Source organism: Metabacillus sp. B2-18, from assembly GCF_021117275.1.
Classification (GTDB): Bacteria; Bacillota; Bacilli; order Bacillales; family Bacillaceae; genus Metabacillus.
This window is the reverse complement of the sequence record NZ_CP088245.1, coordinates 4,867,319-4,893,466: the sequence shown is the minus strand read 5'-3', so window position 1 is coordinate 4,893,466 and position 26,148 is coordinate 4,867,319. Positions and strand designations below refer to the sequence as shown.

The window sequence follows — 26,148 nt, the reverse complement described above, 5'->3', positions numbered from 1 at the left end:
AAGAATTTGGTGGAGGTACAACAATGGCAATTATACAATTTCCAAAAGAGATGAGATGGGGAGCTGCAACGGCAGCATACCAAATCGAAGGAGCAGCAACTGAGGATGGAAGAGGTCTTTCCATTTGGGATACCTTTGCCAAAACACCTGGTAAAGTATTAAATGGCGATAACGGAGATGTAGCGTGTGACAGCTATCACCGCTATGAAGAAGATATTGCATTAATGAAAGAACTTGGCATTGATATTTATCGTTTTTCTGTATCATGGCCACGTATTTTTCCAAATGGAACTGGAGAAATCAATGAAAAGGGTCTTCAATTTTATCATGATTTTGTAGATGCATTGCTAGCAAATGGAATCGAGCCAATGTGTACACTATATCACTGGGATCTGCCACAAGCTCTTCAAGATAAGGGCGGCTGGGAAAACCGTGAAACAGTAGATGCGTTTGCTGATTATGCTGAGGTTATGTTTAAAGAGTTTAACGGAAAAATTAAAAAATGGATTACAATCAATGAACCTTGGTGTGTATCATTTCTATCAAACTTTATCGGACTTCATGCACCAGGATTCCAAAATTTACAATTAGCTACAACGATTTCACATCATTTACTACTTGCACACGGTAAAGCAGTATCCCGCCTAAGAGACGGAGGATACGAAGGTGAAATTGGTTATGCACCTAATACAGAATGGAACGAGCCATTTAGCAACAAACAAGAAGACATCGATGCTTGTAACAGAGCAACAGGCTGGTTTGTTGAGTGGTTCTTTGATCCTGTATTCAAAGGTAGCTATCCACAATTTATGGTAGAGTGGTTCGAGAAAAAAGGTGTAACAGTGCCTATCCAAGAAGGCGATATGGCTATCATTAACCAAGAAATTGATTTTGTTGGAATCAACTACTACACAGGCAGTGTGACTAGATACAAAGAGAATGAGGGATTACTAGATACTGAAAAAGTAGATATTGGTTATGAAAAAACAGATTTTGATTGGAATATCTACCCTGAAGGCTTCTATAAGGTTTTAACAAAAATAAACGAACAATACGGTTCAGTGCCAATTTATATTACTGAAAACGGTGCCTGCTACAATGATGGAGTTGAAAACGGCAGAGTAAAAGACCAAAGACGTATTGATTATTTGAAACAACATTTAACATCATTAAAACGAGCAATTGATAGTGGTGTAAATATTAAAGGCTACCTCACATGGTCGTTGCTTGATAATTTTGAATGGGCAGAAGGCTATGATAAGCGTTTTGGAATCATTCACGTTGATTTCAATACATTAGAAAGAACAAAGAAAGATAGTTACTATTGGTATAAGCAAACAATTAAAAATGGTTTCTTTGACATGTTTTATTAAGAAAGACGCCCCTTTCGGAAACCGATTTCGGTTGAGGAAGGGGATTTTTATCATCAAGGGGTAAAGAAAAATAGATAAATAGACAATATCATATGGCTGCGGGATGGGGGATCTTTATGCAGAAGCTCTTACATAAATTCAGAAAGAAGAAGAGTAGTACTAGTAATCATCGAAGAACTATTGTGAAATTACCCTTAAAGCTTACTGTTGGACGAAAAATTTTTACTGTATTTGCTATCATTTTTATCTTAATTGCAGCTCTTAGTGTTTCTACTCTTACTGGATTAAACACAATGAACAAAAAATCCAGTGAAGTAGAGGATGTGTGGCTTCCATCAGTAGAAAGACTCGGTGAAATGAGGTATCTCGTCGAGCAGGTGGCTGCGTTTCAATTGTTTTATGCTAGTGCGGAAACAATTGGGGAAATGAACCAGTTTGATGGACGATTTGACTCGATTTTTAGTAGATTAGATGAGCTGTTCGAGCAGTTTGAGAATACCATCTCAACTAAAGAGGAAGAAACTATTTATTCAGGATTCCAAGCAGAATGGGATAAATACCTTGTTGTTCATGAAGAAATTCTTGCTCTATCAAGAGCTAATCAAGATGACGAAGCAAGTCAAAGGATCAAACAATCCCGACAACAAATTGAAACGGTTGAAGGTTATCTAACGAAGCTTGTTGAGTTAAATCAATCAAAGGCAAAGAAAGCAGCAGAAGAGAGACATACTATAACAACAATCGTTTTATCTATTACAGCTATTTTGATTGTCGTTGTATTAGTTATCTCCATTATTATGGGGCTTCTTCTTTCAAGAAGCATTTCTCGTCCGTTGATAGAGATGTCAAGAAGTGTGAAGCAGGTAGCGCAAGGAAATTTATTGCTAGAGCCTATTTCGATCAAAAATAGAGATGAAATTGGTAAACTAGCAACAGATTTTAACACAATGACAGACAATCTGAAGAAATTAATCATTGAAGTAATGAAAAACTCTGAGAGAGTAGCAGCAACATCTGAAGAGCTCACAGTTAGTGCTGAACAAACACAACAAGGAAACAATTCAATCTCAGCAGCGATTAAAGAGGTAGCTGGAGGTGCGGAGAATCAGGTAACACGTGCTTCTGAGGCAAACCGTGTGATTCATGAAATATCAAAAGGAATGGCACAGGCGGCACATTCTATTCAAACTGTTTCCGATCTCACATTAGCAACAAATGAAAAGGCAACAACTGGACAGGGAATTGTTTCACAAACTGTTGTTCAGATGAATGAAGTGCAGCATAAGGTTCAACATACCTCTTCTGCCATGAATTCGTTAAGTAACAAATCAAACCAAATTGGTCAAATTCTTTCTTTAATAACGAGTGTTGCTGATCAAACTAATTTATTAGCTCTAAATGCAGCTATTGAAGCAGCAAGAGCCGGTGAGCATGGAAAAGGATTTGCTGTTGTAGCTGATGAGGTCAGAAAGCTTGCGGAGCAATCTGGACAAGCGGCTGAGGAAATTAAAAAAGTGATCTTTGAAATGCAAGCAGAAGTTGCTCATGCGCTAGAGTCAATGACAGGTGGAATCAATGCTGTTGATGAAGGAATTGTGATGGTCAATAAAACCGGAGATTCTTTTGGGAATATTGTAGATATGGTAGCTGAGGTTGCATCACAATCACAGGAAGTATCAGCTATAGTGGAGCAAGTAAATGCTAGCACACAAAGCATGGTTCATTTAATAGAGGAGATTTCGAACATATCTGTGTTTTCAGCAGGAAATACAGAAGAAGTGGCTGCATCAGTTGAACAGCAAAATACGATTATGGCAAATGTTACTTCATCATCTGAAGAGTTAAGTCAAAAAGCATTGGCACTTCAGGAGCTAGTAAAGAAGTTTAGTGTATAAAATGAGTGAAAAATTAGAATTATTTTACTATACTGCTTTACATTAGCAAATATCCATAGTATACTAGATTTGTTGTTAACGTTTTCAAAGGGTGTATATTTTTTTAAGTGAGAAAGAAAACGGTTTCCTAACATCTTTTGTTCTCTTTTACGAAACCGGTTTCTATATAAGATTCACATCAAACAAGGGGGATTTATTTTGAAGCACAGAATACTAAAAAGGTTTATGGCACTAATAATGGTTCTTGGATTATTAACATCATTACTACCTAATTTTGCTTCAGCAGCAGAAGCTGATTACAACAGCTTGCTTGTTGAACCAGGAAAAAAACCGTCTCAAGCTGGGGCATTAAGTCTTAAGGTAGTTAATGGTCAAAAAACATTGGTTGATAAAAACGGCCAACCAATTCAGCTCCGTGGAATGAGTACTCACGGTTTACAATGGTTCCCAGGAATTTTAAATGAAAATGCGTTTTCGGCTCTTTCAAATGACTGGGGTTCAAACCTTATTCGTCTTGCGATGTATGTTGGTGAAGGTGGATATGCAACAGATCCAAAACTGATGAAGCAACGAGTTATTGATGGAATTGAATTAGCAAAAGCAAACGATATGTATGTGATTGTCGACTGGCATGTACATGCTCCGGGAGATCCAAATGCTGATGTTTATAAAGGGGCATTGAACTTTTTTAAAGAAATTTCAAGTCTTTATCCTAATGATCCTCACATTATCTATGAATTAGCAAACGAACCAAGTAGTAATAGTAATGATGGACCTGGATTAACAAATAACGCAGAAGGTTGGGCAAAAGTTAAATCATATGCAGAGCCAATTATTAAAATGCTCCGTGATAATGGAAATCAAAACATTGTGATTGTAGGTAGCCCGAACTGGAGCCAACGCGCAGATTTAGCTGCTGATAATCCAATTGATGATGCCAACACAATGTATACTGTTCACTTTTACACTGGCTCACATCCAGCAGCATCAGATAGCTCAAATCGTGAAAATGTCATGAGTAATGCTAGATATGCGCTTGAAAAAGGACAAGCTGTTTTTGCAACAGAATGGGGCACAAGTGAAGCAAATGGAAACAACGGTCCATATTTAGAAGAAGCAAATCAATGGATCAACTTCTTAAATGAAAATAATATTAGCTGGGCTAACTGGTCCTTAACAAATAAAAATGAAACATCTGCAGCGTTTACTCCGTTTCAATTGGGGAAAACAGAGGCAACTGATTTAGATCCAGGTGCTGATCAAGTGTGGGCGCCGAAAGAATTAAGCTTATCAGGTGAATATGTTCGTGCTCGTATTAAAGGAGTTTCTTATGAGCCGATCGATCGTACGAAATATTCGAAAGTACTTTTTGACTTTACAGATTCTACACAAGGCTTTGGCGTAAATAGTGATAGTCCAGTAAAAGATGTAACGTTAAAGAGTGTTAATGGAGCTCTACAAATTTCAGGATTAAATGCAAGCAGTGATGTTTCGGCAGACAACTATTGGGCAAATGTACGCCTATCTGCTGATAACTGGGGTGAGTCGGTAGATGTTTTAGGTGCGCAAGAACTATCAATGGATGTGATTGTGGACAAGCCAACAACTGTTTCTGTTGCAGCCATTCCACAAGGACCTTCAGCAGGATGGGCTAATCCGACACGTGCCATCCAAGTAAAAGCGGAGGATTTTGTACCATTTGGAAATCAATACAAAGCAGTATTAACCATTTCAAAAGAAGATGCTCCATCATTAGCAACAATTGCAGAAAGCCCAGACAATAATAATTTAGAAAATATCATATTATTTGTTGGAGCTGAAAATACAGATATTGTTTCTTTAGATAATATTACGGTAACAGGTAAAGAAATTGAGGTTGAAGTAATAAATGACCCAGAAGGAGTAGCAACACTTCCATCTACTTTTGAGGATGATACTCGTCAAGGCTGGAAATGGAGTGGCGACTCAGGAGTTAAAACAGCATTAACAATTGAAGAAGCAAACGGTTCAAAAGCATTATCATGGGAATTTGCATATCCTGAAGTGAAACCAACTGACAACTGGGCATCAGCTCCACGTCTAGACTTCTGGTCAGAAGATTTAAAACGCGGTGACAATGAATATGTTGCATTTGATTTATACCTTGACCCAACACGTGCAACAGAAGGTGGAATTTCCATTAACTTAGTTTTCCAACCAGAATCACTAGGTTTCTGGCAACAATCTTCTGAAACATTTGATATTGATTTAACAGCATTAGATTCTGCAGAAAAAACAGCAGATGACCTGTATCACTATGAAGCGAAAATTGATGTTACAAATCTTGAAAACGTAAAGCCAGATACAGCATTACGTAACATGCTACTCATTTTCGCAGATGATAACAGTGACTTTGCAGGAAGAATGTTTGTTGATAATGTAAGATTCGACAAAGCCTCCGCACCTGGTACAGGTGACGGAAACGAAGAAACACCAGCTCAACCAGGCACTGGTGAAAACGAAGGACAAACACAGACCCTACTGACGGTGACGAAGCAAGCAAAGACCCTGTAGCAACACCTGTAAAAGATAAAGAAAAAGCAGAAGAAAAAGATAAAGACAATAAGGGTGAAAAGCTACCAAAAACAGCAACAAACTCTTTCAATACACTATTGATTGGTGGACTAGTATTACTAGTAGGGGCTGGATCCTACTTCTATCTAAGAAGAAGAGCTAAATTAGAACAAGAATAATACGTGAAAAAGCTTGTGGAGACTATGATTTATCTCTACAAGCTTTTTTGGTTAAGATTGGTGCATTTAAATAAATTTAAAGAACAATAGTGTAATGGAGCGGAAGAAACTTGACTCCTGCGGGAGCAGCGGGACAGGTGAGACCCCGCAGGCAAAGCCGAGGAGGCTCAGCGCACGCCCCGCGGAAAGCAAGTTTCTGCAGCGCAATGGAACGGACTAATTTTTACCCTTAGTCCACATTCACCAAATCAAAACAACTGCGGAAGCGACTTAATAATCGTATACCCGCCCATTAACGCCATCACTATCACTACAAGCGCACCTGAAATCGTTAACCATAACGGATGCTTATAATCCCCAACAATACTCTTCTTATAAGCCGCAACAAGTAATGTTCCAAGCGCTAATGGCAAAATCAGACCATTTAAAGCACCAACCAAAACTAACACTTTAACTGGCTTTCCAATCAACACAAATGCAAGAGTTGACACAACAATAAAACCAATTGTAATCAGCTTATTATTTCTCTCGAATTTATCACTAAATGTACGAATAAACGAAACAGAAGTATACGCTGCACCAACTACCGATTTAATGGCAGCAGAAAACATAATAATACCGAAAATTTTATAACCAACATCTCCAGCCGCAAGCTGAAACACAGATGCAGGTGGGTTCGTTGGATCAATTTGTGAACTCAACCCTTTTGAAACAACTCCCAGTACGGCTAAGAAAAGGGCAATACGCATAACAGATGTAAATAAAATCCCGACAACAGAGCTTCTTGTTACCTCTGGAATCGCGGCTTTTCCTTTTACACCAGCTTCTAAAAGACGATGTCCACCAGCAAAGGTAATATATCCACCAACTGTACCACCAACTAACGTGACAATCGCCAAAACATCAATTTGGGAGGGTGCAACCGATCTGATGATCGCTTCACCAACAGGAGGAGCTGTTGTAATCGCAACGTAAATCATTAATCCAATCATGACAAATCCGGCAATTTGTGTGAAGCGATCCATTGCTTTTCCTGCTTCTTTTACAACGAAAATAAAGATTGCAATCACTGCACCAATCACCGCACCAACCTCCGGCGATACACCGGTTATCGCGTTTAAACCGAGCCCGGCACCCGCAATATTCCCAATATTAAAGGCAAGACCTCCAAGGACGATTAGGAAGGAAAGGATATACCCGAGTCCCGGGAAAACCATGTTGGCGATATCTTGTCCTCTTCTTTCAGAAACAGCAATGATCCGCCATATATTTGTTTGAGCAAAAATATCTAAAATAATAGAAACTAAAATAACAAAACCAAAACTGGCTGCTAATGTTTGAGTAAACACAGTTGTTTGTGTTAAGAAACCAGGTCCAATTGCTGAGGTTGCCATTAAAAAGGCAGCCCCCATTAAGAGTGACCAATTCATTTTTGGTAAAGATGATTTGCTTTTATCATCCTTTTTTGGTGAAACATTAAGTGGCTCCATACATTTTCCTCCTAACTAAACGCTTTTACTTCTATGCCTTCAGATTGCATTGACTCTCTTAGCTGTTTAGCGAATACAAGAGCCTCAGGACCATCTCCATGAATACAAACTGTTTGAGCTAATACAGGTACATCAACGCCTTGCGTTGAACGAACTTTTCCTTCCTTGATCATACGAATAACCTGTGAAACAGAATCTTCATAGCTATGTATAAGGGCATGGGGTTGAGTTCGTGGTGTTAATGAGCCGTCTTGCTGATAGGTTCGGTCAGAAAAGACTTCATGTGCTGTATTAAGTCCGATTTTTTCACCAGCCTTTACTAATTCACTTCCGGCAAGACCGAAAAGAATCAGCTGTGGATCTACTTTGTAAACAGCCTCGGCAATTGCTTCCGATAATTCTCTGTTTTTGGCCGCCATATTATACAAAGCACCGTGTGGTTTAACATGCTGCATTTTTTCTCCTTCTGCCGTTAAAAAGCCGGAAAGAGCTCCTATTTGGTAAACAACGAGATCATACGCTTCCTGCGGAGAAATACTCATGTTACGTCGACCAAAGCCTGCTAAATCAGGAAGACCAGGGTGTGCTCCAATCTTAACGTTATTCTTAAGAGCAAGTTGCACCGTTTTTCTCATCACAGATGGATCTCCGGCATGAAATCCACAAGCCACATTCGCTGATGTTATAAAACGAAGAACTTCTTCATCCATCCCAATCTTATAAGCCCCAAAACTTTCTCCCAAATCACAATTCAAATCAATTTGATACAAGTAAGATTCCCCCTTAAAAAAGAATGAGTGTACAATTGGTTTTATTCCCGAATTTAGGAACTATAGTTTCAATTATTGTAACATGGATTGACTATAATGTATCTGTTTAAATTTTTGAACTATTTTGTTATCTATTCTAACAAACATAATTTTGTTCAAGTTTTTTGTTGTATTTTATAAAAACTAAAATTATAATAGCCTCTAAGTCCGATATAAGGAAATTCAGTTCCGTTTAACGGAATATAATAAATAGATTATAATAAAAATAGCTTAGGAGGCTCTCTAATGTGGGTTATCACTGTCTACTCAGAGCAAAATCATCCGAAAATGTTTGAGTTCAATAACGAAAAAGAAGCAAAAGAAGCTTATGATAAAATAAAAGGAAGTAAATTTCTTTCCCAAATTGTTTACTATAATGATTTCCAATAGTCATTAAGGAAAATCCCAAAATGGAAATCTTCTTATTAAAAGATGCAAAGAGGATGTGAGAGGATTGACAAAGACTAATCATATAAATCAAGCAAACGTCATGATCGAACCTGCTGGAGATGCTGCGATTGTGATTCGGTTTGGTTCTGAAATTGAATATTCCACACATCGTAAGGTACAAATGCTGTCCAATTATTTAACACAAAACAGCTTTAAGGGATTCATTGAATGCATTCCTTCTTATACAGGTGTGACCGTTTTTTATGATCCACTATTAGTAGATAAAAATCATGCTTATAAAGTTGGACAAATTGTCTCTCCTTACAAAATTGTCCTTTCCATCATCGAGGATATATTAACAAACCTAAAAGATGAAGAAACTGAACCACACCGGACTGTTGAAATTCCCGTTTGCTATGGTGGTGAATGCGGTCCGGATCTGGAGTTTGTTGCTAAACAAAACAACTTAACAACTGATGAAGTGATAAGCCTTCATTCAGGTGGGGAATATCTCGTTTATATGCTCGGATTTGCCCCTGGCTTTCCGTTTTTAGGAGGAATGTCAGAGAAAATTGCAACACCAAGACGTTCCACACCACGAACTAGCATCCCAGCCGGTTCTGTTGGAATTGCCGGGAAACAAACCGGTGTTTATCCAATTTCCACTCCAGGCGGCTGGCAGCTGATTGGTCAAACTCCTCTTAGTCTTTTCTTATCAGAAAAAGAGCCACCAAGTCTACTTCAGGCTGGAAATGTAGTGAAGTTCTATCCTATTTCCTACAAAGACTTTTTGGAATGGAAGGAGGGAAATAAATGAGTATAACCACTTTACGTTCAGGGCTGCTTACGACGATTCAGGATTTAGGAAGATATGGATACCAAAAGTACGGAGTCATTGTTAGTGGTGCAATGGATACATATTCTCTTAGAATTGCAAATTTATTAGTTGGCAATTCAGAAGGAGAAGCTGCGTTAGAAATTACTCTAATGGGGCCAACGTTGTTATTTGAAAAAGATATGCTCATCGCGATTACAGGAGGTGATTTATCTCCAACCATTGAAGGAGTTTCTGTCCCATTATGGCGTCCAGTTTTCGTGAAAAAAGGAAGTAAACTTCAATTCGGAGCACAAAAATCTGGCTGCAGGGCTTATCTGGCAGTAGCTGGTGGCTTTGCTGTTAAGAGAATGATGAAGAGCAAAAGCACATACTTAAGAGCAGAAATAGGTGGATATCAAGGTAGAGCGATTCAAGAGGGAGATATGTTAGAAACAAACTCGATATCAGAAGGAGTTAAACTAAAAAACATGCAATCTACTAGTTCTTTCTTAACAGCTAACTGGTCTGTTCGTTGGAATGAGTTTTTACCTTTTGCGAAAAATCCGAATATTCGCGTTTTACCAGGAGCACAGTTTGAACACTTTACACAACAAAGCAAGCAGCAGTTTTTCACCCAATCTTTTAGAGTGTCGCCACAATCGGATCGAATGGGGTACCGATTATCAGGACCTGCTATTGAATTAGAGAAAAAAATGGAAATGCTTTCAGAAGCTGTTGCTCACGGAACGATTCAAATCCCTCCTGATGGAAATCCAATTATCCTGCTTGCAGACCGCCAAACAACAGGGGGATATCCGAAAATTGGCCAAGTTGCAACTGTTGACTTACCAGTTGTTGCGCAGGTTATGCCAGGTCAATCCATTTCTTTTACTGAAATAACATTAGAAGAAGCTGAAAGATTGTATCTAGAAAGAGAAAAAAGCTTAAAGCAATTAGCGGTGAGTATTACCTATAAATTAAAACAATAGAAGGAGTGACAATTCATGCTAAATATAAATGACATTAAAGAAATGATTAAAGCAATTGATTCTTCATCCATTCAAAAGTTTAGGTTAGAGCACGAGGGTACAAAGGTTGTGATTGAAAAAATTTCTGAAGTAGAAGGTTCACTCGTTGTTGAAAAGATTTCTAGCCCGCAACCACAAGCAGCACCAGTTGTAAAAGAGCCTCCTGTCGTGGAGAAAAAAGAAAAGGTAGAAGAGGTGAAAGAAGATCTGCATAAAGTGTTGTCTCCAATGGTTGGTACATTCTATTCCCGTTCAAATCCAGATGCAGATCCATTTGTTCAAGTTGGCTCAAAAGTTCAAAAGAACACTGTTGTTTGTATACTAGAAGCCATGAAACTTTTCAATGAAATTGAAGCTGAAGTAAATGGGGAAATTGTTGAGATTTTAGTAGATGAAGGTCAACTTATTGAATTTGGACAGCCTTTGTTTGCAATTAGAGAATCTTAACTTTTCGTAAGGAGGAAGCATCGTATGTTTAAGAAAGTGTTAATTGCTAATCGAGGAGAAATTGCTGTTCGAGTTATTAGAGCGTGTAAAGAATTAGGGATTAAAACAATTGCTGTTTTCTCTGAGGCTGACCGAGAAGCGCTTCACGTAAAATTAGCTGACGAAGCTTATTGTATTGGGAAAACAGCTTCAAAGGAAAGTTATTTACATATCCCGAATATTTTAAGTGCTGCAACAATGACAGGAGCGGACGCAATACATCCTGGCTATGGCTTTCTTGCCGAAAATGCTGATTTTGCTGAGGCGTGTGAAAAATGTCATATCACATTTATTGGCCCAGACTCAGATGCAATTCAGAAAATGGGAACTAAAGACGTAGCCCGTGAAACAATGAGTAAAGCAGGAGTGCCGACTGTACCGGGAACAGATGGGTTGATCAAAGATGAGGAACAGGCATTGCAAGTTGCGACTGAAATTGGTTATCCAGTGATCGTAAAAGCAACAGCAGGCGGTGGCGGTAAAGGTATGAGAGTCGCGTACGGTGCAGAAGAATTGAAAAAAGCAATTCGTCAAGCACAGCAAGAAGCAGAAACAGCCTTCGGAAATCCGGGAGTTTATTTAGAAAAATATTTAGAAGAGCCACGTCATATTGAGATTCAAATCATCGCCGATCGATTCGGTAATGTTGTTCATCTTGGTGAAAGAGATTGCTCCATTCAACGCCGACATCAGAAACTAATTGAAGAGGCTCCGTCACCAGCCCTAGATGAAGTACTGCGTAACAAAATGGGGGATGCGGCTGTAAAAGCAGCTCAATCTGTAAAATACCATGGTGCGGGAACGGTAGAGTTTTTACTAGATAAACATGGTCATTTTTATTTTATGGAAATGAACACGCGTATCCAAGTTGAGCATCCCGTAACAGAGCTTGTTACTGGCATTGACCTTATTAAAGAGCAAATAGCAGTAGCTGCTGGGTACGAATTATCTTTTAAACAAGAGGAAATCAAAATTAACGGCTGGGCAATTGAATGTCGTATCAATGCTGAAAACCCTGCGAAAAACTTTATGCCATCTCCTGGTCTTGTAGAAGGATATCTTCCACCAGGTGGCTTTGGTGTTAGGGTAGATAGTGCTGTTTATCCGGGGTACACTGTTTCTCCTTTTTATGATTCAATGGTTGCCAAACTAATCGTTTGGGGAAAAGATCGCGAAGATGCGATTAACAGAATGAAAAGGGCTCTTGATGAGTTCTTCATAACAGGTATTAAAACAACGATTCCGTTTCATCTCGAACTACTAGAGCATGATGCATTTGTTACGGGAGAGTTCAATACGAAGTTTCTAGAAACCTATCATATTTCAATAAAAGAATAAATTCTCTGCATATACCCTAGTCTAATACAAATCTTGTAAAAGATAAGAAAAAATATATAATGAATGATAGACAATTTTTTCGATAGATGTATCGACTAAGGGGGAGAATTTTTGCAAAATAAGAATAAAACCGTGATTAAATCGATGGACCTCCTTAACCTTTTTTTAACGCACCCTAAACTATCTTTTAATGAAATGATCAAAGTTTCCGGCATGCCAAAAACATCTGTTCATCGTATGCTCGGATCACTTGAGGATATGGGGTTTCTTGATAAAGATGAAGAGGGGAAATACTCTCTTGGTTTATTATTTTTACAATACGGTCAATTGGTAGCGGACAGGCTGGATATCCGTCAAATTGCCTTACCTTATATGAAATTACTTCGAGATGAAATGGGAGAAGCTGTAAACCTGACAATTCGAGACCAAAATGAAGCGATGTATATTGAAAAGGTTGATACAACTCAGCCAGTTAGGCTGTATACAGCAATCGGCAGGAAATCTCCTCTTTATGCTGGGGCATGTTCAAGAGTTCTTCTTGCTTTTTTACCTGAAGAAGAACTAGAGCAATATTTACATGATGTCGAACTAAGAGCAATTGGATCAGGAACGATTACTGACCAAGAAAAGCTCCGTAAAGTATTAAAGGAAACACAGAGGAATAGATATACAATTAGTAACTCAGAGCTAGAAGACTATACGACATCAATCGCTGCGCCAATTTTTAATCATAAAAAAGAAGTTGTTGCAGGTATAAGTGTGGCAGGTCCAAATGTTCGTTTCCAAGCAGAAACAATTCCGGTTATTATTGATAAAGTGAAAGAAGTCGCTGAAAATATTTCAGTTAAATTAGGGTACGATAATAAAAAAGAATGAACTCACTTGGGGAGTTCATTCTTTTTTCGTTGAGAATTAAAGCTCATCTTCCTCAAACTCATCTAAAATTTCTTTTAGGATAAAAGTTAAGTTGTAGTAAACATATAACGATGTCATTAATGCAGGAAAACCGTATCTCTCACCATCTTCACCGGGAATAAGCGGCTGCCTTAATTTTGAATCAATATGTAGGTCGGTGATAGTGTTGAGGCCTGTATCTTCACCTTTAATCACAGCAGAAACACCAACTGTTTGAATTCCTTTAGAAGATAATTCTTGAGCAAGTTTGATCGCTTCAGCATCAGTGGATCGATATGTAAAGAGAAGGACACGGTCGGCAGCTGTTAGTTCCTTCATTTCACCGTTTTGATTGAACAACGCTTCTGAACGGATAAGAGGCTCACTACTGTTAACCGCCTCTAAAACAATTCCATGTAACTCTTGAAAACCATATATATAAATCTTTCCTTCACCAACTAATGCCTGGGCAAGCAAGCGCGCACTATCCTCAATACTCAGCTCCTCTTGCTCAACAATTCGGTTAAAATGACCCGTTAACTGTGTGGAGAAAATTTTCATCAAAAATATAACCTCCTAATGTGACAAACTTCGGGGCGTGCCTGTCACCACCCGAAGTTTCTGTGACAAAATTCGGGAAGTGACAGGCACCGCTCCAACAAGTTTACCATAACAAACCTTATTATGATAAACTTAACCCAAGCAGAATTTGTCGAGAAAAGAAGATGAAAAAATGCAGGAAATATCAAGGGGGAAACGAATCCATTAGGTGATCGTTTATTTATGCTTAAAGCGCTTAATTTTAGCGTGAAAATAAATGCTAATTTTAAAATAAAGTTCGAAACATGTCACAAACAACAAAAATAACTCAAGAGGTGTAGACAATGTTAAAAGAAAAGATCTTAATTGTTGATGATCAATACGGAATTCGTATTTTATTAAATGAAGTATTTCAAAAAGAAGGATATCAAACATTTCAAGCAGCAAACGGTTTCCAAGCACTTGAAATCGTAGAAAACCACTCTCCAGACCTTGTGTTACTTGATATGAAAATCCCAGGAATGGATGGAATTGAAATTCTAAAAAGAATGAAAGTAATCGATCAAGATATCCGTGTCATCATCATGACTGCTTACGGCGAACTTGATATGATTCAAGAAGCAAAAGACTTAGGCGCACTAACACACTTTGCAAAACCTTTTGACATCGATGAAATTCGTGAAGCAGTAAAAAAGTATTTACCACTTAAAGCGAATTAATTACGAAACCTAACTTTGCAAGCATCCTGTAATATTATATTACCCTAATATATGTCGAATTGTTGCCGAAATCTTCATATATTGGTATGCTAGAAGATGTGAAAAGTGATCATGCGAAGTTACATATAAGGAAAATTATTTGGTCATGCTAGGTATGATATACTTTTCTGTATAAGAAAAATAAGGTCTATATAGGAGGATTTTTCACATGCCTTTAGTTTCAATGACAGAAATGCTTAACAAAGCAAAAGACGAAGCGTATGCAGTAGGTCAATTCAACATCAACAACCTTGAGTTCACTCAAGCGATCCTGCAAGCAGCTCAAGAAGAAAGCTCACCAGTTATTCTTGGTGTATCTGAAGGTGCTGCTCGTTATATCGGCGGATTCAAAACTGTTGTAAAAATGGTTGAAGGTCTTATCGAAGACTACAACATCACTGTACCGGTAGCGATTCACCTTGATCACGGTTCAAGCTATGACAAATGTAAAGAAGCAATCGATGCTGGTTTCACATCTGTTATGATTGATGCTTCACATGATCCATTTGAAGAGAACATTGCAACAACTTCTAAAGTTGTAGAATATGCTCATTCAAAAGGTGTATCAGTTGAAGCTGAGCTTGGAACTGTTGGTGGACAAGAAGATGACGTTGTAGCAGAAGGCGTAATCTATGCAGATCCAAAAGAGTGTGAAGAACTTGTTAAACGCACTGGTATTGATTGCCTAGCACCAGCTCTTGGTTCTGTACACGGACCATACAAAGGTGAGCCTAACTTAGGTTACAAAGAAATGGAAGAAATCGCTGGCTTAACAAACATGCCATTAGTACTTCATGGTGGTACTGGAATCCCAACTAAGGATATCCAAAAAGCTATTTCTTTCGGAACAGCTAAAATCAACGTTAACACTGAAAACCAAATTGCTTCTGCAAAAACAGTTCGTGAAGTGTTAGCTGCGAAGCCAGATGAATATGATCCACGTAAATATTTAGGACCAGCTCGTGACGCGATTAAAGAAACAGTTATCGGCAAAATGCGTGAATTTGGTTCATCTAATAAAGCGTAATAATATTTTAGGGATAAACCGCCTTGCAAAAAGGCGGTTATATTCCGAAAATTAAGAAAGCGCTAACAAATTAGTGGTAAAATCCTTCTAAACCTTTACCTAGCTGACCATAATTGATAGAATAATAGAAAACGGACTTGCCTATGCTAGTCCGTTTTCATTTGTCATCTGAGATTTTAATTCTTTTTCCGCAAATCATAACCTACAAAAACCTTTCAGTGCATCAAGTTTCCTATCTTAAGTACAGCATTTATTCACGAAGCTCTCAAAAACTGGATGGAAAAACGGATTCTTTTACAGTAAATCATTGTTGTCCAACACAATAGATGGTTTAATAATAAGAGGGTTAAAAAAAGATTATATCTTCTTAATGAATAAGTTTTACATAAGTAAGATTGTTATGTATTGACTAAGGCATATAAGGCAATAAAATAGATAAACACTTTTAAAAAGTAATAGTCGTATAACATGGTTGCTAATTTTTTAATTATGTTGACTAGATGTTTTTATTCGGAAAACATGATGGTCGTGTGATTTTATACATAGCTATGCTTAAAACAGAGCTTAGCTCACCCTTAATGTTCTTTCCGGAAAGTCAACTTCATAGAAGGGAGACTAACATGGAAAAATTAAAAGTTGCCGGTGGAGATTTACTAAAAGGTACAGTATCAATTAGTGGAGCAAAAAACAGTGCGGTTGCACTGATCCCAGCGACGATACTCGCTGAATCTCCTGTTACAATTGAGGGTTTACCAAACATTTCAGATGTGAATATATTAGGTGGTTTATTAGAGGAAATCGGTGGTAAAGTAGAGTTGAAAAACAACGAGATGGTCGTTGATCCTTCTGCGATGATTTCGATGCCTTTACCAAACGGAAAAGTGAAAAAGCTTAGAGCTTCTTACTATTTAATGGGAGCTATGCTTGGTCGCTTCAAAAAGGCAGTAATCGGCCTTCCTGGTGGCTGTCACTTAGGTCCCCGCCCGATTGACCAGCACATTAAGGGGTTTGAGGCATTAGGTGCTCAAATCACAAATGAACAAGGTGCGATCTATCTTCGTGCTGATGAGCTAAAAGGAGCTCGTATTTATCTAGACGTTGTTAGTGTTGGTGCAACCATTAACATTATGCTAGCAGCTGTATTAGCTAAAGGCAGAACAATTATTGAAAATGCAGCAAAAGAACCGGAAATCATTGATGTTGCGACATTATTAACAAGTATGGGTGCGAAAATTAAAGGTGCTGGTACAGATGTGATCCGCATCGATGGTGTTGAAAAGCTGCATGGCTGCCGTCATTCCATTATTCCTGACCGCATTGAAGCAGGAACATATATGATTATTGGTGCTGCAATGGGTAAAGAGGTCATGATTGACAATGTCATTCCTTTACACCTTGAATCCCTAATCGCGAAGCTAAGAGAAATGGGCATGCATATTGAAACAAGTAATGACCAGATATTAATCGTTGGTGGTCAAAAGGAACTAAAAGCTGTTGATATTAAAACGCTCGTATATCCTGGCTTTCCAACAGACTTGCAACAGCCATTTACTTCTTTCCTTACAAAAGCAACTGGAACAAGTATGGTAACAGACACCATTTATTCTGCACGCTTTAAACATATTGATGAACTTAGAAGAATGGGTGCAACTATTAAAGTTGAAGGCAGATCAGCAATCGTCTCGGGCCCTACTAAGCTTCAAGGAGCAAAAGTAAAAGCAAGTGACCTGCGCGCAGGGGCTGCCTTAGTCTGCGCAGGCTTAATGGCAGATGGAATAACGGAGATAACAGGTTTAGAGCATATTGATCGAGGGTACAGTCAGTTAGAAGAAAAACTAACAGGCCTTGGAGCAACAATTTGGCGTGAAAAATTAACAGAAAAAGAAATTGAACAACTTCAAAATTCGTAATAAGTTGTAAAATATGATCGTCAAGGATAAGGAACACCTTTGTCCTTGACGATCATACTTTCTTTGTAATTGCTCTATTTTTAATGGAAAATCCCAAAAATGATTGATTAAATCTAAAAAATAGGGTAAAAATAAAGAGTGCTGCATTGAATGAATAACTACAAAATCTACTTCAAGCTCACCTTCATTTCCTTCTCTATCCTAAAGTGATATGTTTATTCTTCTTTTACAACATAGAGCAAATCATCTTCATCCTAATTTGCTACTAGACAAGTTCTCACATATGAAATGAGTTTGAATGATGATCGTTTGAAAGTATGATGTATTGAAAATTGAAAAAGAGTGGTGTTTTTATGAATCAGGTTTCAATTTCTTCATTGGAACATATGAAATTGAAAGAATTATACGAGCTTGCACGTCACTATAAAGTGTCTTACTATAGCAAGCTAACGAAAAAAGAATTAATTTTTGCGATTTTAAAAGCAAATGCAGAGCAAGAAGATTTACTGTTTATGGAAGGTGTTTTGGAAATTATTCAGTCTGAAGGATTTGGTTTCTTAAGACCGATTAATTACTCACCAAGCTCAGAGGATATTTATATCTCAGCATCCCAAATCAGACGCTTTGACTTACGTAATGGAGACAAAGTTTCAGGTAAAGTTCGACCTCCTAAAGAAAACGAACGCTATTACGGGTTACTTCATGTAGAAGCGGTAAACGGTGAAGACCCTGAAACAGCCAAGGAACGTGTTCACTTCCCAGCACTAACTCCTCTATACCCAGATAGACAAATATATCTTGAAACAAAACCTAATCACCTATCTACAAGAATTATGGACCTTATTGCACCAGTTGGATTCGGGCAACGTGGTTTAATTGTGGCACCACCTAAAGCAGGTAAAACAATGCTTTTAAAGGAAATTGCCAACAGCATCACAACAAACAACCCTGAAGCAGAGCTAATCGTCCTGTTAATCGATGAAAGACCTGAGGAAGTAACTGACATCGAACGTTCAGTAGCTGGTGATGTTGTAAGCTCTACATTTGATGAGGTTCCAGAAAATCATATTAAAGTGGCCGAGCTTGTTCTTGAAAGAGCTATGCGCCTAGTTGAGCATAAAAAAGACGTGATCATCTTAATGGACAGCATCACACGTCTAGCTCGTGCTTATAACTTAGTCATCCCGCCAAGTGGCCGTACATTATCAGGTGGTATCGACCCAGCGGCATTCCACCGTCCAAAACGCTTCTTCGGTGCAGCTCGTAATATTGAAGAAGGCGGAAGCTTAACCATTTTAGCTACAGCTTTAGTTGATACAGGCTCCCGTATGGATGACGTAATTTACGAAGAATTCAAAGGTACTGGTAACATGGAGCTTCACCTTGATCGTTCTCTTGCAGAAAAACGTATCTTCCCAGCAATCGATATTCGTCGTTCTGGAACAAGAAAAGAAGAGCTTCTTATTCCTAAAGAACACCTTGAAAAACTATGGGCGATCCGTAAATCTATGACAGACACTCCTGATTTTGTTGAAAAGTTCCTAAGAAAACTTCGTCAATCAAAATCAAACGAGGAATTCTTTAGTAACTTAGATGAAGAAATGAAAAAGGCACGAACTCGGTAAATAATCAAAATAGTAATATTTAACTTCAGCTTGATTTTAGTTTAAGCACTTGTTATAATTTCATCATGTGCTTTTCTAGGAAACAGCTTGTCAGTTGGACGAGTGAGAGCCTAGATATATAACTCTGTTTCGAAAGACTCAGGGCGGAAGGAGATGAAAAGAATGAAATCAGCAATTCATCCAAACTATAATACAGTTATGGTGACATGTGCATGTGGTAACGAATTCGAAACTGGATCTACTAACAAAGAGATCAAAGTTGAGGTTTGTTCTGAGTGCCATCCATTCTACACTGGACGTCAAAAATTTGCAGATGCAGGTGGACGTGTAGATAAATTCAACAAAAAATACGGCCTTAAGTCACAACAACAATAATAAGGCTTTTTCCAAACAGGCAGGACATTTTGGCTCTTGCCTGTTTTTTCACGCCCACTTTTACAATTTTCACACTAAAATTTGGTTATCCTACATATATTGGTAGGGTTTTTGAACGTTGATACCATGTATAATACATGTCATAATAGATGATCACTTTACCAGGAATCGGTTGTCCGAGTAAACTCGGGGCAACGAAGGGAGAGGCCGTTTCAATGTATGTAATGAAGCAAAGTGGATGGCTTGAAATCATTTGCGGAAGCATGTTCTCAGGCAAATCAGAGGAGCTCATTCGTCGCGTAAGACGAGCTCAATTTGCAAAACAAGAAGTAAAAGTATTTAAACCTGTAATCGACAATCGATACAGCGAAGAAAGTGTTGTTTCCCATAACGGAACAGCCATCATATGCAAACCACTCGCTGCATCAGTTGAGATTTTTGAATATATAACAGAAAAAACAGACGTCATCGCAGTCGATGAAGTCCAATTCTTCGATGAACAAATTGTTGACGTCCTAACTCTACTAGCCGATCAAGGCTACCGCGTCCTTGCAGCTGGACTTGACCAAGACTTCAGAGGAGAACCTTTCAGCGTAGTTCCTGCCCTAATGTCACTAGCTGAATCCGTCACAAAGCTTCAAGCTGTATGCTCTGTCTGTGGATCTCCTGCAAGCCGTACCCAAAGACTCATCAACGGCAAACCAGCATCCTATGACGACCCAATCATCCTAGTCGGTGCCTCTGAATCCTACGAACCAAGATGCAGACACCACCACGAAGTACCGGGCGCACCGGTAAAGGACTTTAAGAGAGAGAGTAATGTGGTGAAGTAGGGTTGGGGTTGCGCCGCGGCGATGCCTGTCTGCGTCTAGCTGGCGGTGCCTGTCACTTCCCGGATTTTGTCGAATGGCTTGAGTGTTGTCTGACAACTAAAAAAATATTTATTTAAATTGAACAGTCCAATTTTTGATGAAATTGGGCTGTTTTTTTGTTCCGGACTGCCAAAGCAGGGTGTGAATTTTTAAATTGTAGAGATGAAGACCATTATGGCGGTTCGAATGAAGGGAGATGCTCTTCATAAGGGTGATGAATGTAAATGTCAAGCTAACGATGTACAATTTTGATCGTTTAAGAATGTACAAAATTAATCATCATCTTCTTTTTGTAAATGATCCTTAATTCTATAAGAGGGACCAACAATATTGACAACTGTTGCGTGGTGTAATACACGATCTAATATTGCATTTGCTAATTTAGAATCCTGGAACACCGCATCCCACTCTTTAAAGCTAATGTTTGTAGTTAAGATTGTACTTTTCTTTTCATATCTCAAATCAATTAGCTGAAAGAATAGTTTGGCATCTTCTTTGTCAATTGGAAGGTAACCAATTTCATCAATAATTAGTAATTTATATTCCCATAGTGCTTTAATCGAGACTCTAAGCGATTTTCTAGCTTTGCCTTTTTCAAGTTTAAGATAAGTTCATTACATTTAATAAAATAGGTACTTGTTCGTTTTTTGGCTGCAGCGATTCCAATCGAAGTCGCTAAGTGAGTTTTGCCAACACCACTAGTTCCCATGAAGATAATATTCTGTTTATCTTCGATAAAACGCAGAGAAAGAAAATCAAGAATTTGTTGTTTATTTATCGTTGGTTGAAAATCAAAGTTAAACTCATTTATCTCTTTACGGTGGGGAAAAGCCCCCACCTTAACCATTGAATTTATCATTGTTTTCTCACGAACATCTATTTCATAGTTTGTTAATTTCATCAATGTGTCAACGAGAGATAATTCATTCTTGGTACTAAAATCAATGGTATCGTTAAGATGAGTAATCATCTGTTTTAAGTTTAAATATTCTAAATTACTTACTAATTGTTGATAACTACTATTCAATTTTATACACCTCATCCATTGCCAGTAGATTCTTTTTAGCTAGCTCATCAATATCAGGATAGTCTGGCATTCCCCGTGACAATACGTCTGTATAATGTTCTTCCTTATAATTCAGCACCTTACTACTGATTCGATGTTGAGCGATCAAATCCGTGTTATAATATACATGTATGTGATCGTCATAGACTTGTAAACCAACGGTTTTCCCTTTGTATTCAGCTGGTACTGAATACTGGTTTGATTTGTACGTAATCATGCTCGCAGGGTTAACCTTTACAAGCTTGTGTTTGATCTTATAAGAGTCTCTTATTTCTTTCCTTGGTAGGGGGAGTAAGTGACTCTTTTCTTGTTTTAAAGCAAGTATTGGAATCTTTCTATTTCCTTGATTAAAACTTTGATTATGGCGTTCACAAAGCTTTTGAACAAATTGGTGAAGTCCTTCGTAAGTGAATTTACCCTGATAAGCATGAATCTCATCTAAGAGCTTCATAATACTCTCTACTTTCCCTTTTGTCCTTGGCCTTCCTGCAATACAAGGTTTGATTTCAAATCCACTATCACTGGCAAACTGTTCAAATCGTTCATTAACCACTCCTTTTGAATACTCTGTTCTATGTTCATCCATTACTGTTTTCATATTGTCCGTTAAAATGATCTTTGGTACTCCACCAATTGCTTCAAAGCACTCCATCAAAAAGGACATTAATATACTTTGTGATTTGGACATGGTTAAACCATAAGACTTAAACCTTGAATTTCCTAACACCAACACTCCTACATTAACGTGTATAATCTCCCCATCACACGTTATGTATTTTATGTTCTCCTTCCAGTCGAATTGAGCCTGTTCCCCCGGAGGGGTTTCATAACGAACAACAGATTGTGTTGCTTGAGTTCTTTTACCATCGGTAAAATATGCTTGGAACTCAGGTTTGTTTGATATGTATCGTCGGAAAGATGACTGGGAACAGTTCAAACTATGGTTATCCTTTAAGTACTCCCAAAGAACTCTCTTGTAGTAAAAAGTTTGTATTGAATCCTTTGAGAGTAGGTCTGATATAACACCATATAACTCATCTATTCTAGATTTTCTATTACGGGTTTTACTTGGCCCCTTTCCATTTAAATATCGATCCACAGTCCTCCGATCTACTCCCAATTCTCGCCCTATCTTACTTTTATTTATTTTCATGTTTTAAGCTCTCCATTAGAAATTTTAACTTTGGTAAATCTTCTAGACTTTTTACTTCTATCTCTGTCGTTAAATCTAGCTGTACATGCATTCTCTCCACCTCAAACTAAGTATGCATGTACATCACAAAACTGTACATTCTTATGTAATCATCTTTGTTCATTTTTAAATTAGCATTTATATGATGAAGACTATTATGGCGGTTCGAATGAAGGGAGATGGTCTTCATAGGGGTGATGAAGACCGTTATAGCGTTTCAAAAGAAGGGAGATGGTCTTCATAGGGGTGATGAAGACCGTTATAGCGTTTCAAAAGAAGGGAGATGGTCTTCATAGGGGTGATGAAGACCATTATAGCGTTACGAAAGAAAGGAGATGGTCTTCATAAGAGAGATGAAGACCAACATAGCGGCTTGAAAGAAGGGAAATGGTCTTCATAGTAGAGATGAAGACCATTACAGCGTTTCGAAAGAAGGGAGATGGTCTTCATAAGAGAGATGAAGACCAACATAGCGTCTTGAATGAAGGAAAATGGTCTTCATCCACCCCCATACGTCCTCATTTCCCCTCATGAAAAGAAAATCATCGGGCATCCTACAAACTAGGAGGTGCAAAAAATGAAAAAGGTACTTATCTTATCTATCCTCTGCTTTTGTATGGCAGGCTGCCAGTTTCAAGCAGGAGAACGCTATGAGCCCCAACAAGAAGACGTAAACGGGTTAAGATTGATGAGGGATGGTCATGGCACATATGATAACCAAGAGCTCGACGATGAGCAGTTTGTTCCAAACCAAAACCCAAATTTCATTGATCTAACAGAAACAAGACCCGACAAAGGGGATGACCAAAGTAAATTAGAAGAGGCAATTATGAATGACGATACCTTATCATTAGGAAGAGTCAACATGAATGCAAACCATATAAATGTGACGGTATATACAACTGAGGATCTTTCAAAAAAAGAAATGAAGGAGAAAACGAAGGAAATTCATAAAAACATGATTACGGCTTTACCAAGATATCGAATAGATGTAAATGTAGAAAAGAAATAAGAGGGGGCATTTCGCCCCTTAAAAACCTAAAATAGAACTAATTAACCCTTTTCTGCGCGATGGCTTCGCTGGTGCTTTTGTTTGATCAAAAACAAGAGAAGGATCTTTACCAAATTCTTGTTTTTTCGAAAGTTTTTCTTGCTCAAGCTCTTCAATTCGAAGCTCTAGCTTTTTAATTGTGCTTTGTAATTCTTCCATCTCTCTTCGATGTTGAAGAAGTTGGTAGGATACGACTCCATCAGCCTTGCTTTGAACTTTTCGTTCTACTTCTTCGATCCTTTGTGTTAAGGAATCTACTTTGCTTTCATCTAATGATACCATTTGAGTAATAGTCCCCTTTCGTGTTTGCTCATTAGCAGGTGTTGGGGTGACTGTCGGATTGTTTTGCAGTTGTTTTAATCTCTCTATATCTGCATCTGAAAATTGATAGTGTCCCAGCTCGTTTTTCTCTAGCTCCAAATCTAACTGATCTACCCATCTCATTAACGTTCTTCTCGAAACCCCAAGTGACTTTGCAACAGCAGCTGTACTCATCTTTTCTCCTCCCCTGATACTGATATAAGTACAAGTCCAAAACTCCTCGTTGCGCCAATCCTAAGAACAGAAATTGTTAAGGAACTTACTAGAGTAGAATTTCGACCTAAAAAGAAAGTTCCCTTCACATTAGACAAAACAAGAACCAATTCGGCAAAGAAAGTGGATGTTTTACATATTGTGAAGGGTTCGACAAATTTCGGGAAGTGACAGGCACCCAAACCAAACAGTTCGACAAAACTCGGGAAGTGACAGGCACCACAACCCAGAAAATTCCCACAATTCTATTGACAGTTCCCCTTACTTCTCATACAATTGAAAACAATTATCAATTGCGTTTGGGAGGAAAGAATTTTGGATAAGAAGTTACATCATCGTAGAGGGTTATTATTATCAGTTTTTATTTTTATTTTATCTTCAGTTTTGCTAGGGTGTGCTAATAGCAGTGAAGAAGTAGCAGGCTCAGAGGAAAAAGGCGAAGAAAATATGCTGACGTTTGCTTGGCCTAGAGATATAGGTGAAATGAATCCGCATGTGTATAATCCTTCACAATTATTTGCGCAATCAATGGTATATGAACCATTAGTTAGCTATCAAGAAGGTGGAGAGCTAAAACCGCATCTTGCAGAGTCTTGGGATATTTCTGAGGATGGTAAGGAATATACGTTTCATCTTCGAGAAGGTGTAAAGTTTTCTGATGGAACGAGCTTTAATGCCGAAGTTGTGAAAAAGAATTTTGATACCATTTTAAATCATTTAGATATGCATAGCTGGTTAGGGTTTCTATCAAAAATTGCTTCAACTGAAGTTGTTGATGAAAGTACATTCAAGCTAACTTTAACAGAAGCTTATTATCCAACCATTCAGGAATTAGCCGTTGTTCGACCAGTTCGATTCTTAGGCGAAGCAGGGTTTCCTGAGGATGGTGATACTTCAAAAGGTATCGTAGAACCAGTCGGAACAGGTCCATGGGTGCTAGAAGACTATAAAGTAGATGAATATGCAGTTTTCAAGCGTAATGAAGAGTACTGGGGTGAGCTTCCAAAAGAAGAGAAAATCACTGTGAAAGTTATTCCTGATGCCGAAACAAGAGTTCTAGCGTTTGAAAAAGGTGAAATCGATCTCCTTTATGGTGAAGGAACAATTAGTTTAGATGCTTTCAAACAGTTAGAATCAACAGAAAACTATGAATCTAGTATTTCTGAGCCAGTTGCAACAAGACAGCTTGTTTTAAATTCGAAGAAAGAACAGCTTTCTGATGAAAAAGTACGCCAAGCGTTACATTATGCATTTAATAAGGAAGCTTTAGTTGAGGGTGTTACGTCAGGTTATGAAGAAAAAGCAGACTATATCCTGCCAACAAACTTACCTTATACAAAAGACAATGGTGCAACTGTCATTGATTATGATGTAGAAAAAGCAAAATCGTTATTAGACGAAGCAGGTTGGACGCTTTCTGAAGGAGAAACGGTTCGTGAAAAAGATGGACAACCTCTTGAATTTGAGCTAATGTATGACTCAGCAGAACAAATTCAAAAAACAATGGCTGAAGTGATTCAATCTGAATGGGCAGCAATTGGTGTAAAATTAAACATTGTAGGAGTTGAACTAACTGAGCAGGTTCAACGCTTTAAGGATAATGAATTTGACGTGAATTTCTTTAGTAACTATGGAGCTCCTTATGATCCACACACGTTCTTAAACGTTGTTGCGTCAGAAGGATTTGGATTTAATGAGGCAATATCAGCTTATCCAAACAAAGCTGATTTATTGAAACAAATTGCAGAGGTTCCTAAGACAACTGATGAGGCACAACGTCAGCAGCTATATACATCAATCTTAACATCGATACAAGAACAGGGAGCGCTTATTCCTATTTCTTATATTAAGAAAACTGCAATCTATCAAAAGGATGTAACGAACTTTACTTTCCCTGCTAATCGTGATGAGCATCCATTTACAAATATTAGCACGAAGTAGGAAGT

Annotated in this window: 22 protein-coding genes and 2 pseudogenes; 18 read left to right on the top strand and 6 right to left on the bottom strand. The window is 38.1% G+C overall.

The window, feature by feature from the left end; genetic code table 11:
• Positions 1 to 23: 23 nt before the first annotated feature.
• The 4 genes from LPC09_RS24465 to LPC09_RS24450 all read left to right on the top strand — a co-directional run bounded on the left by LPC09_RS24465 (position 24) and on the right by LPC09_RS24450 (position 6,000).
• Positions 24 to 1,373 (top strand): GH1 family beta-glucosidase, encoded by a 1,350-nt coding sequence (locus LPC09_RS24465; RefSeq protein WP_231308652.1) that lies wholly within the window; start codon positions 24 to 26, stop codon positions 1,371 to 1,373.
• A gap of 116 nt (positions 1,374 to 1,489) precedes the next feature.
• Positions 1,490 to 3,268 carry a methyl-accepting chemotaxis protein gene (locus LPC09_RS24460; protein ID WP_231308651.1) on the top strand — a complete coding sequence of 593 codons (1,779 nt, stop codon included), beginning with the start codon at positions 1,490 to 1,492 and terminating at the stop codon, positions 3,266 to 3,268.
• A gap of 198 nt (positions 3,269 to 3,466) precedes the next feature.
• On the top strand, positions 3,467 to 5,821 hold the full coding sequence (locus LPC09_RS24455; RefSeq protein ID WP_231308650.1) for a carbohydrate-binding domain-containing protein: 2,355 nt from the start codon (positions 3,467 to 3,469) through the stop codon (positions 5,819 to 5,821).
• A 101-nt stretch (positions 5,822 to 5,922) separates the two neighbouring features.
• Positions 5,923 to 6,000 carry a hypothetical protein gene (locus LPC09_RS24450; RefSeq protein ID WP_442920048.1) on the top strand — a complete coding sequence of 26 codons (78 nt, stop codon included), beginning with the start codon at positions 5,923 to 5,925 and terminating at the stop codon, positions 5,998 to 6,000.
• A 248-nt stretch (positions 6,001 to 6,248) separates the two neighbouring features.
• Here the strand turns inward: LPC09_RS24450 and LPC09_RS24445 are convergent, their stop codons facing one another.
• The gene (locus tag LPC09_RS24445; RefSeq protein ID WP_231309807.1) at positions 6,249 to 7,430 is read right to left on the bottom strand and encodes an NRAMP family divalent metal transporter; all 1,182 of its coding nucleotides are present in this window, start codon (positions 7,428 to 7,430) and stop codon (positions 6,249 to 6,251) included.
• Positions 7,431 to 7,501: 71 nt separating this feature from the next.
• Complete coding sequence (locus LPC09_RS24440) at positions 7,502 to 8,260, bottom strand: LamB/YcsF family protein (protein ID WP_098795418.1); 759 nt, start codon at positions 8,258 to 8,260, stop codon at positions 7,502 to 7,504.
• A gap of 285 nt (positions 8,261 to 8,545) precedes the next feature.
• Between LPC09_RS24440 and LPC09_RS24435 the strand changes: the two genes are divergently transcribed.
• The 6 genes from LPC09_RS24435 (at position 8,546) to LPC09_RS24410 (ending at position 13,234) form a co-directional block, all read left to right on the top strand.
• A complete protein-coding gene (locus LPC09_RS24435; protein ID WP_176550965.1) occupies positions 8,546 to 8,689 on the top strand; it encodes a hypothetical protein in 144 nt (47 codons plus the stop codon).
• A 100-nt stretch (positions 8,690 to 8,789) separates the two neighbouring features.
• Entirely contained in the window at positions 8,790 to 9,506 is a 717-nt protein-coding gene (gene pxpB, locus LPC09_RS24430) for a 5-oxoprolinase subunit PxpB (RefSeq protein ID WP_231309806.1), read from the top strand.
• Positions 9,503 to 10,495 (top strand): 5-oxoprolinase subunit C family protein, encoded by a 993-nt coding sequence (locus LPC09_RS24425; RefSeq protein WP_098795419.1) that lies wholly within the window; start codon positions 9,503 to 9,505, stop codon positions 10,493 to 10,495. Before pxpB ends, LPC09_RS24425 begins: the two co-directional genes overlap by 4 nt.
• A gap of 15 nt (positions 10,496 to 10,510) precedes the next feature.
• On the top strand, positions 10,511 to 10,981 hold the full coding sequence (gene accB, locus LPC09_RS24420; protein WP_098795420.1) for an acetyl-CoA carboxylase biotin carboxyl carrier protein: 471 nt from the start codon (positions 10,511 to 10,513) through the stop codon (positions 10,979 to 10,981).
• 24 nt (positions 10,982 to 11,005) lie between these two features.
• Positions 11,006 to 12,358: an acetyl-CoA carboxylase biotin carboxylase subunit gene (gene accC / locus LPC09_RS24415; RefSeq protein WP_098795421.1), complete on the top strand. Its 1,353-nt coding sequence runs from the start codon at positions 11,006 to 11,008 to the stop codon at positions 12,356 to 12,358.
• A gap of 111 nt (positions 12,359 to 12,469) precedes the next feature.
• Positions 12,470 to 13,234, top strand: a complete 765-nt coding sequence (locus tag LPC09_RS24410; RefSeq protein WP_098795422.1) for an IclR family transcriptional regulator — start codon at positions 12,470 to 12,472, stop codon at positions 13,232 to 13,234.
• Positions 13,235 to 13,270: 36 nt separating this feature from the next.
• On the opposite strand, the gene LPC09_RS24405 is transcribed toward LPC09_RS24410, so the two are convergent.
• A complete protein-coding gene (locus tag LPC09_RS24405) occupies positions 13,271 to 13,816 on the bottom strand; it encodes a DUF2529 domain-containing protein (protein WP_098795423.1) in 546 nt (181 codons plus the stop codon).
• A gap of 320 nt (positions 13,817 to 14,136) precedes the next feature.
• Here LPC09_RS24405 and LPC09_RS24400 point away from each other — a divergent pair, with 320 nt between their 5' ends.
• The 6 genes from LPC09_RS24400 to LPC09_RS24375 all read left to right on the top strand — a co-directional run bounded on the left by LPC09_RS24400 (position 14,137) and on the right by LPC09_RS24375 (position 20,320).
• Positions 14,137 to 14,511, top strand: coding sequence for a response regulator (locus tag LPC09_RS24400; protein ID WP_098795424.1), 375 nt, complete (start codon positions 14,137 to 14,139; stop codon positions 14,509 to 14,511).
• A gap of 208 nt (positions 14,512 to 14,719) precedes the next feature.
• Positions 14,720 to 15,577: a class II fructose-bisphosphate aldolase gene (locus tag LPC09_RS24395; RefSeq protein ID WP_098795425.1), complete on the top strand. Its 858-nt coding sequence runs from the start codon at positions 14,720 to 14,722 to the stop codon at positions 15,575 to 15,577.
• Between the two features lie 620 nt (positions 15,578 to 16,197).
• Positions 16,198 to 17,487, top strand: coding sequence for a UDP-N-acetylglucosamine 1-carboxyvinyltransferase (locus LPC09_RS24390; RefSeq protein WP_098795426.1), 1,290 nt, complete (start codon positions 16,198 to 16,200; stop codon positions 17,485 to 17,487).
• A 353-nt stretch (positions 17,488 to 17,840) separates the two neighbouring features.
• A complete protein-coding gene (gene rho / locus LPC09_RS24385; RefSeq protein ID WP_098795427.1) occupies positions 17,841 to 19,112 on the top strand; it encodes a transcription termination factor Rho in 1,272 nt (423 codons plus the stop codon).
• A 162-nt stretch (positions 19,113 to 19,274) separates the two neighbouring features.
• The gene (rpmE, locus tag LPC09_RS24380; protein WP_098795428.1) at positions 19,275 to 19,487 is read left to right on the top strand and encodes a 50S ribosomal protein L31; all 213 of its coding nucleotides are present in this window, start codon (positions 19,275 to 19,277) and stop codon (positions 19,485 to 19,487) included.
• A gap of 215 nt (positions 19,488 to 19,702) precedes the next feature.
• Entirely contained in the window at positions 19,703 to 20,320 is a 618-nt protein-coding gene (locus LPC09_RS24375) for a thymidine kinase (RefSeq protein WP_098795429.1), read from the top strand.
• Positions 20,321 to 20,631: 311 nt separating this feature from the next.
• On the opposite strand, the pseudogene istB reads toward LPC09_RS24375, so the two are convergent.
• Both istB and istA read right to left on the bottom strand, forming a co-directional pair.
• A pseudogene (istB, locus tag LPC09_RS24370) lies at positions 20,632 to 21,329 on the bottom strand (IS21-like element helper ATPase IstB).
• 49 nt (positions 21,330 to 21,378) lie between these two features.
• Positions 21,379 to 22,669 (bottom strand): annotated as a pseudogene (istA, locus tag LPC09_RS24365) (IS21 family transposase).
• Positions 22,670 to 23,194: 525 nt separating this feature from the next.
• On the opposite strand from istA, the gene LPC09_RS24360 reads away from it, so the two are divergent.
• Entirely contained in the window at positions 23,195 to 23,629 is a 435-nt protein-coding gene (locus tag LPC09_RS24360) for a hypothetical protein (RefSeq protein ID WP_231308649.1), read from the top strand.
• Positions 23,630 to 23,647: 18 nt separating this feature from the next.
• Here the strand turns inward: LPC09_RS24360 and LPC09_RS24355 are convergent, their stop codons facing one another.
• Positions 23,648 to 24,163: a MerR family transcriptional regulator gene (locus LPC09_RS24355; RefSeq protein WP_231308648.1), complete on the bottom strand. Its 516-nt coding sequence runs from the start codon at positions 24,161 to 24,163 to the stop codon at positions 23,648 to 23,650.
• A 402-nt stretch (positions 24,164 to 24,565) separates the two neighbouring features.
• On the opposite strand from LPC09_RS24355, the gene nikA reads away from it, so the two are divergent.
• Positions 24,566 to 26,143: a nickel ABC transporter substrate-binding protein gene (gene nikA, locus LPC09_RS24350; RefSeq protein ID WP_442920047.1), complete on the top strand. Its 1,578-nt coding sequence runs from the start codon at positions 24,566 to 24,568 to the stop codon at positions 26,141 to 26,143.
• Positions 26,144 to 26,148: the final 5 nt, after the last annotated feature.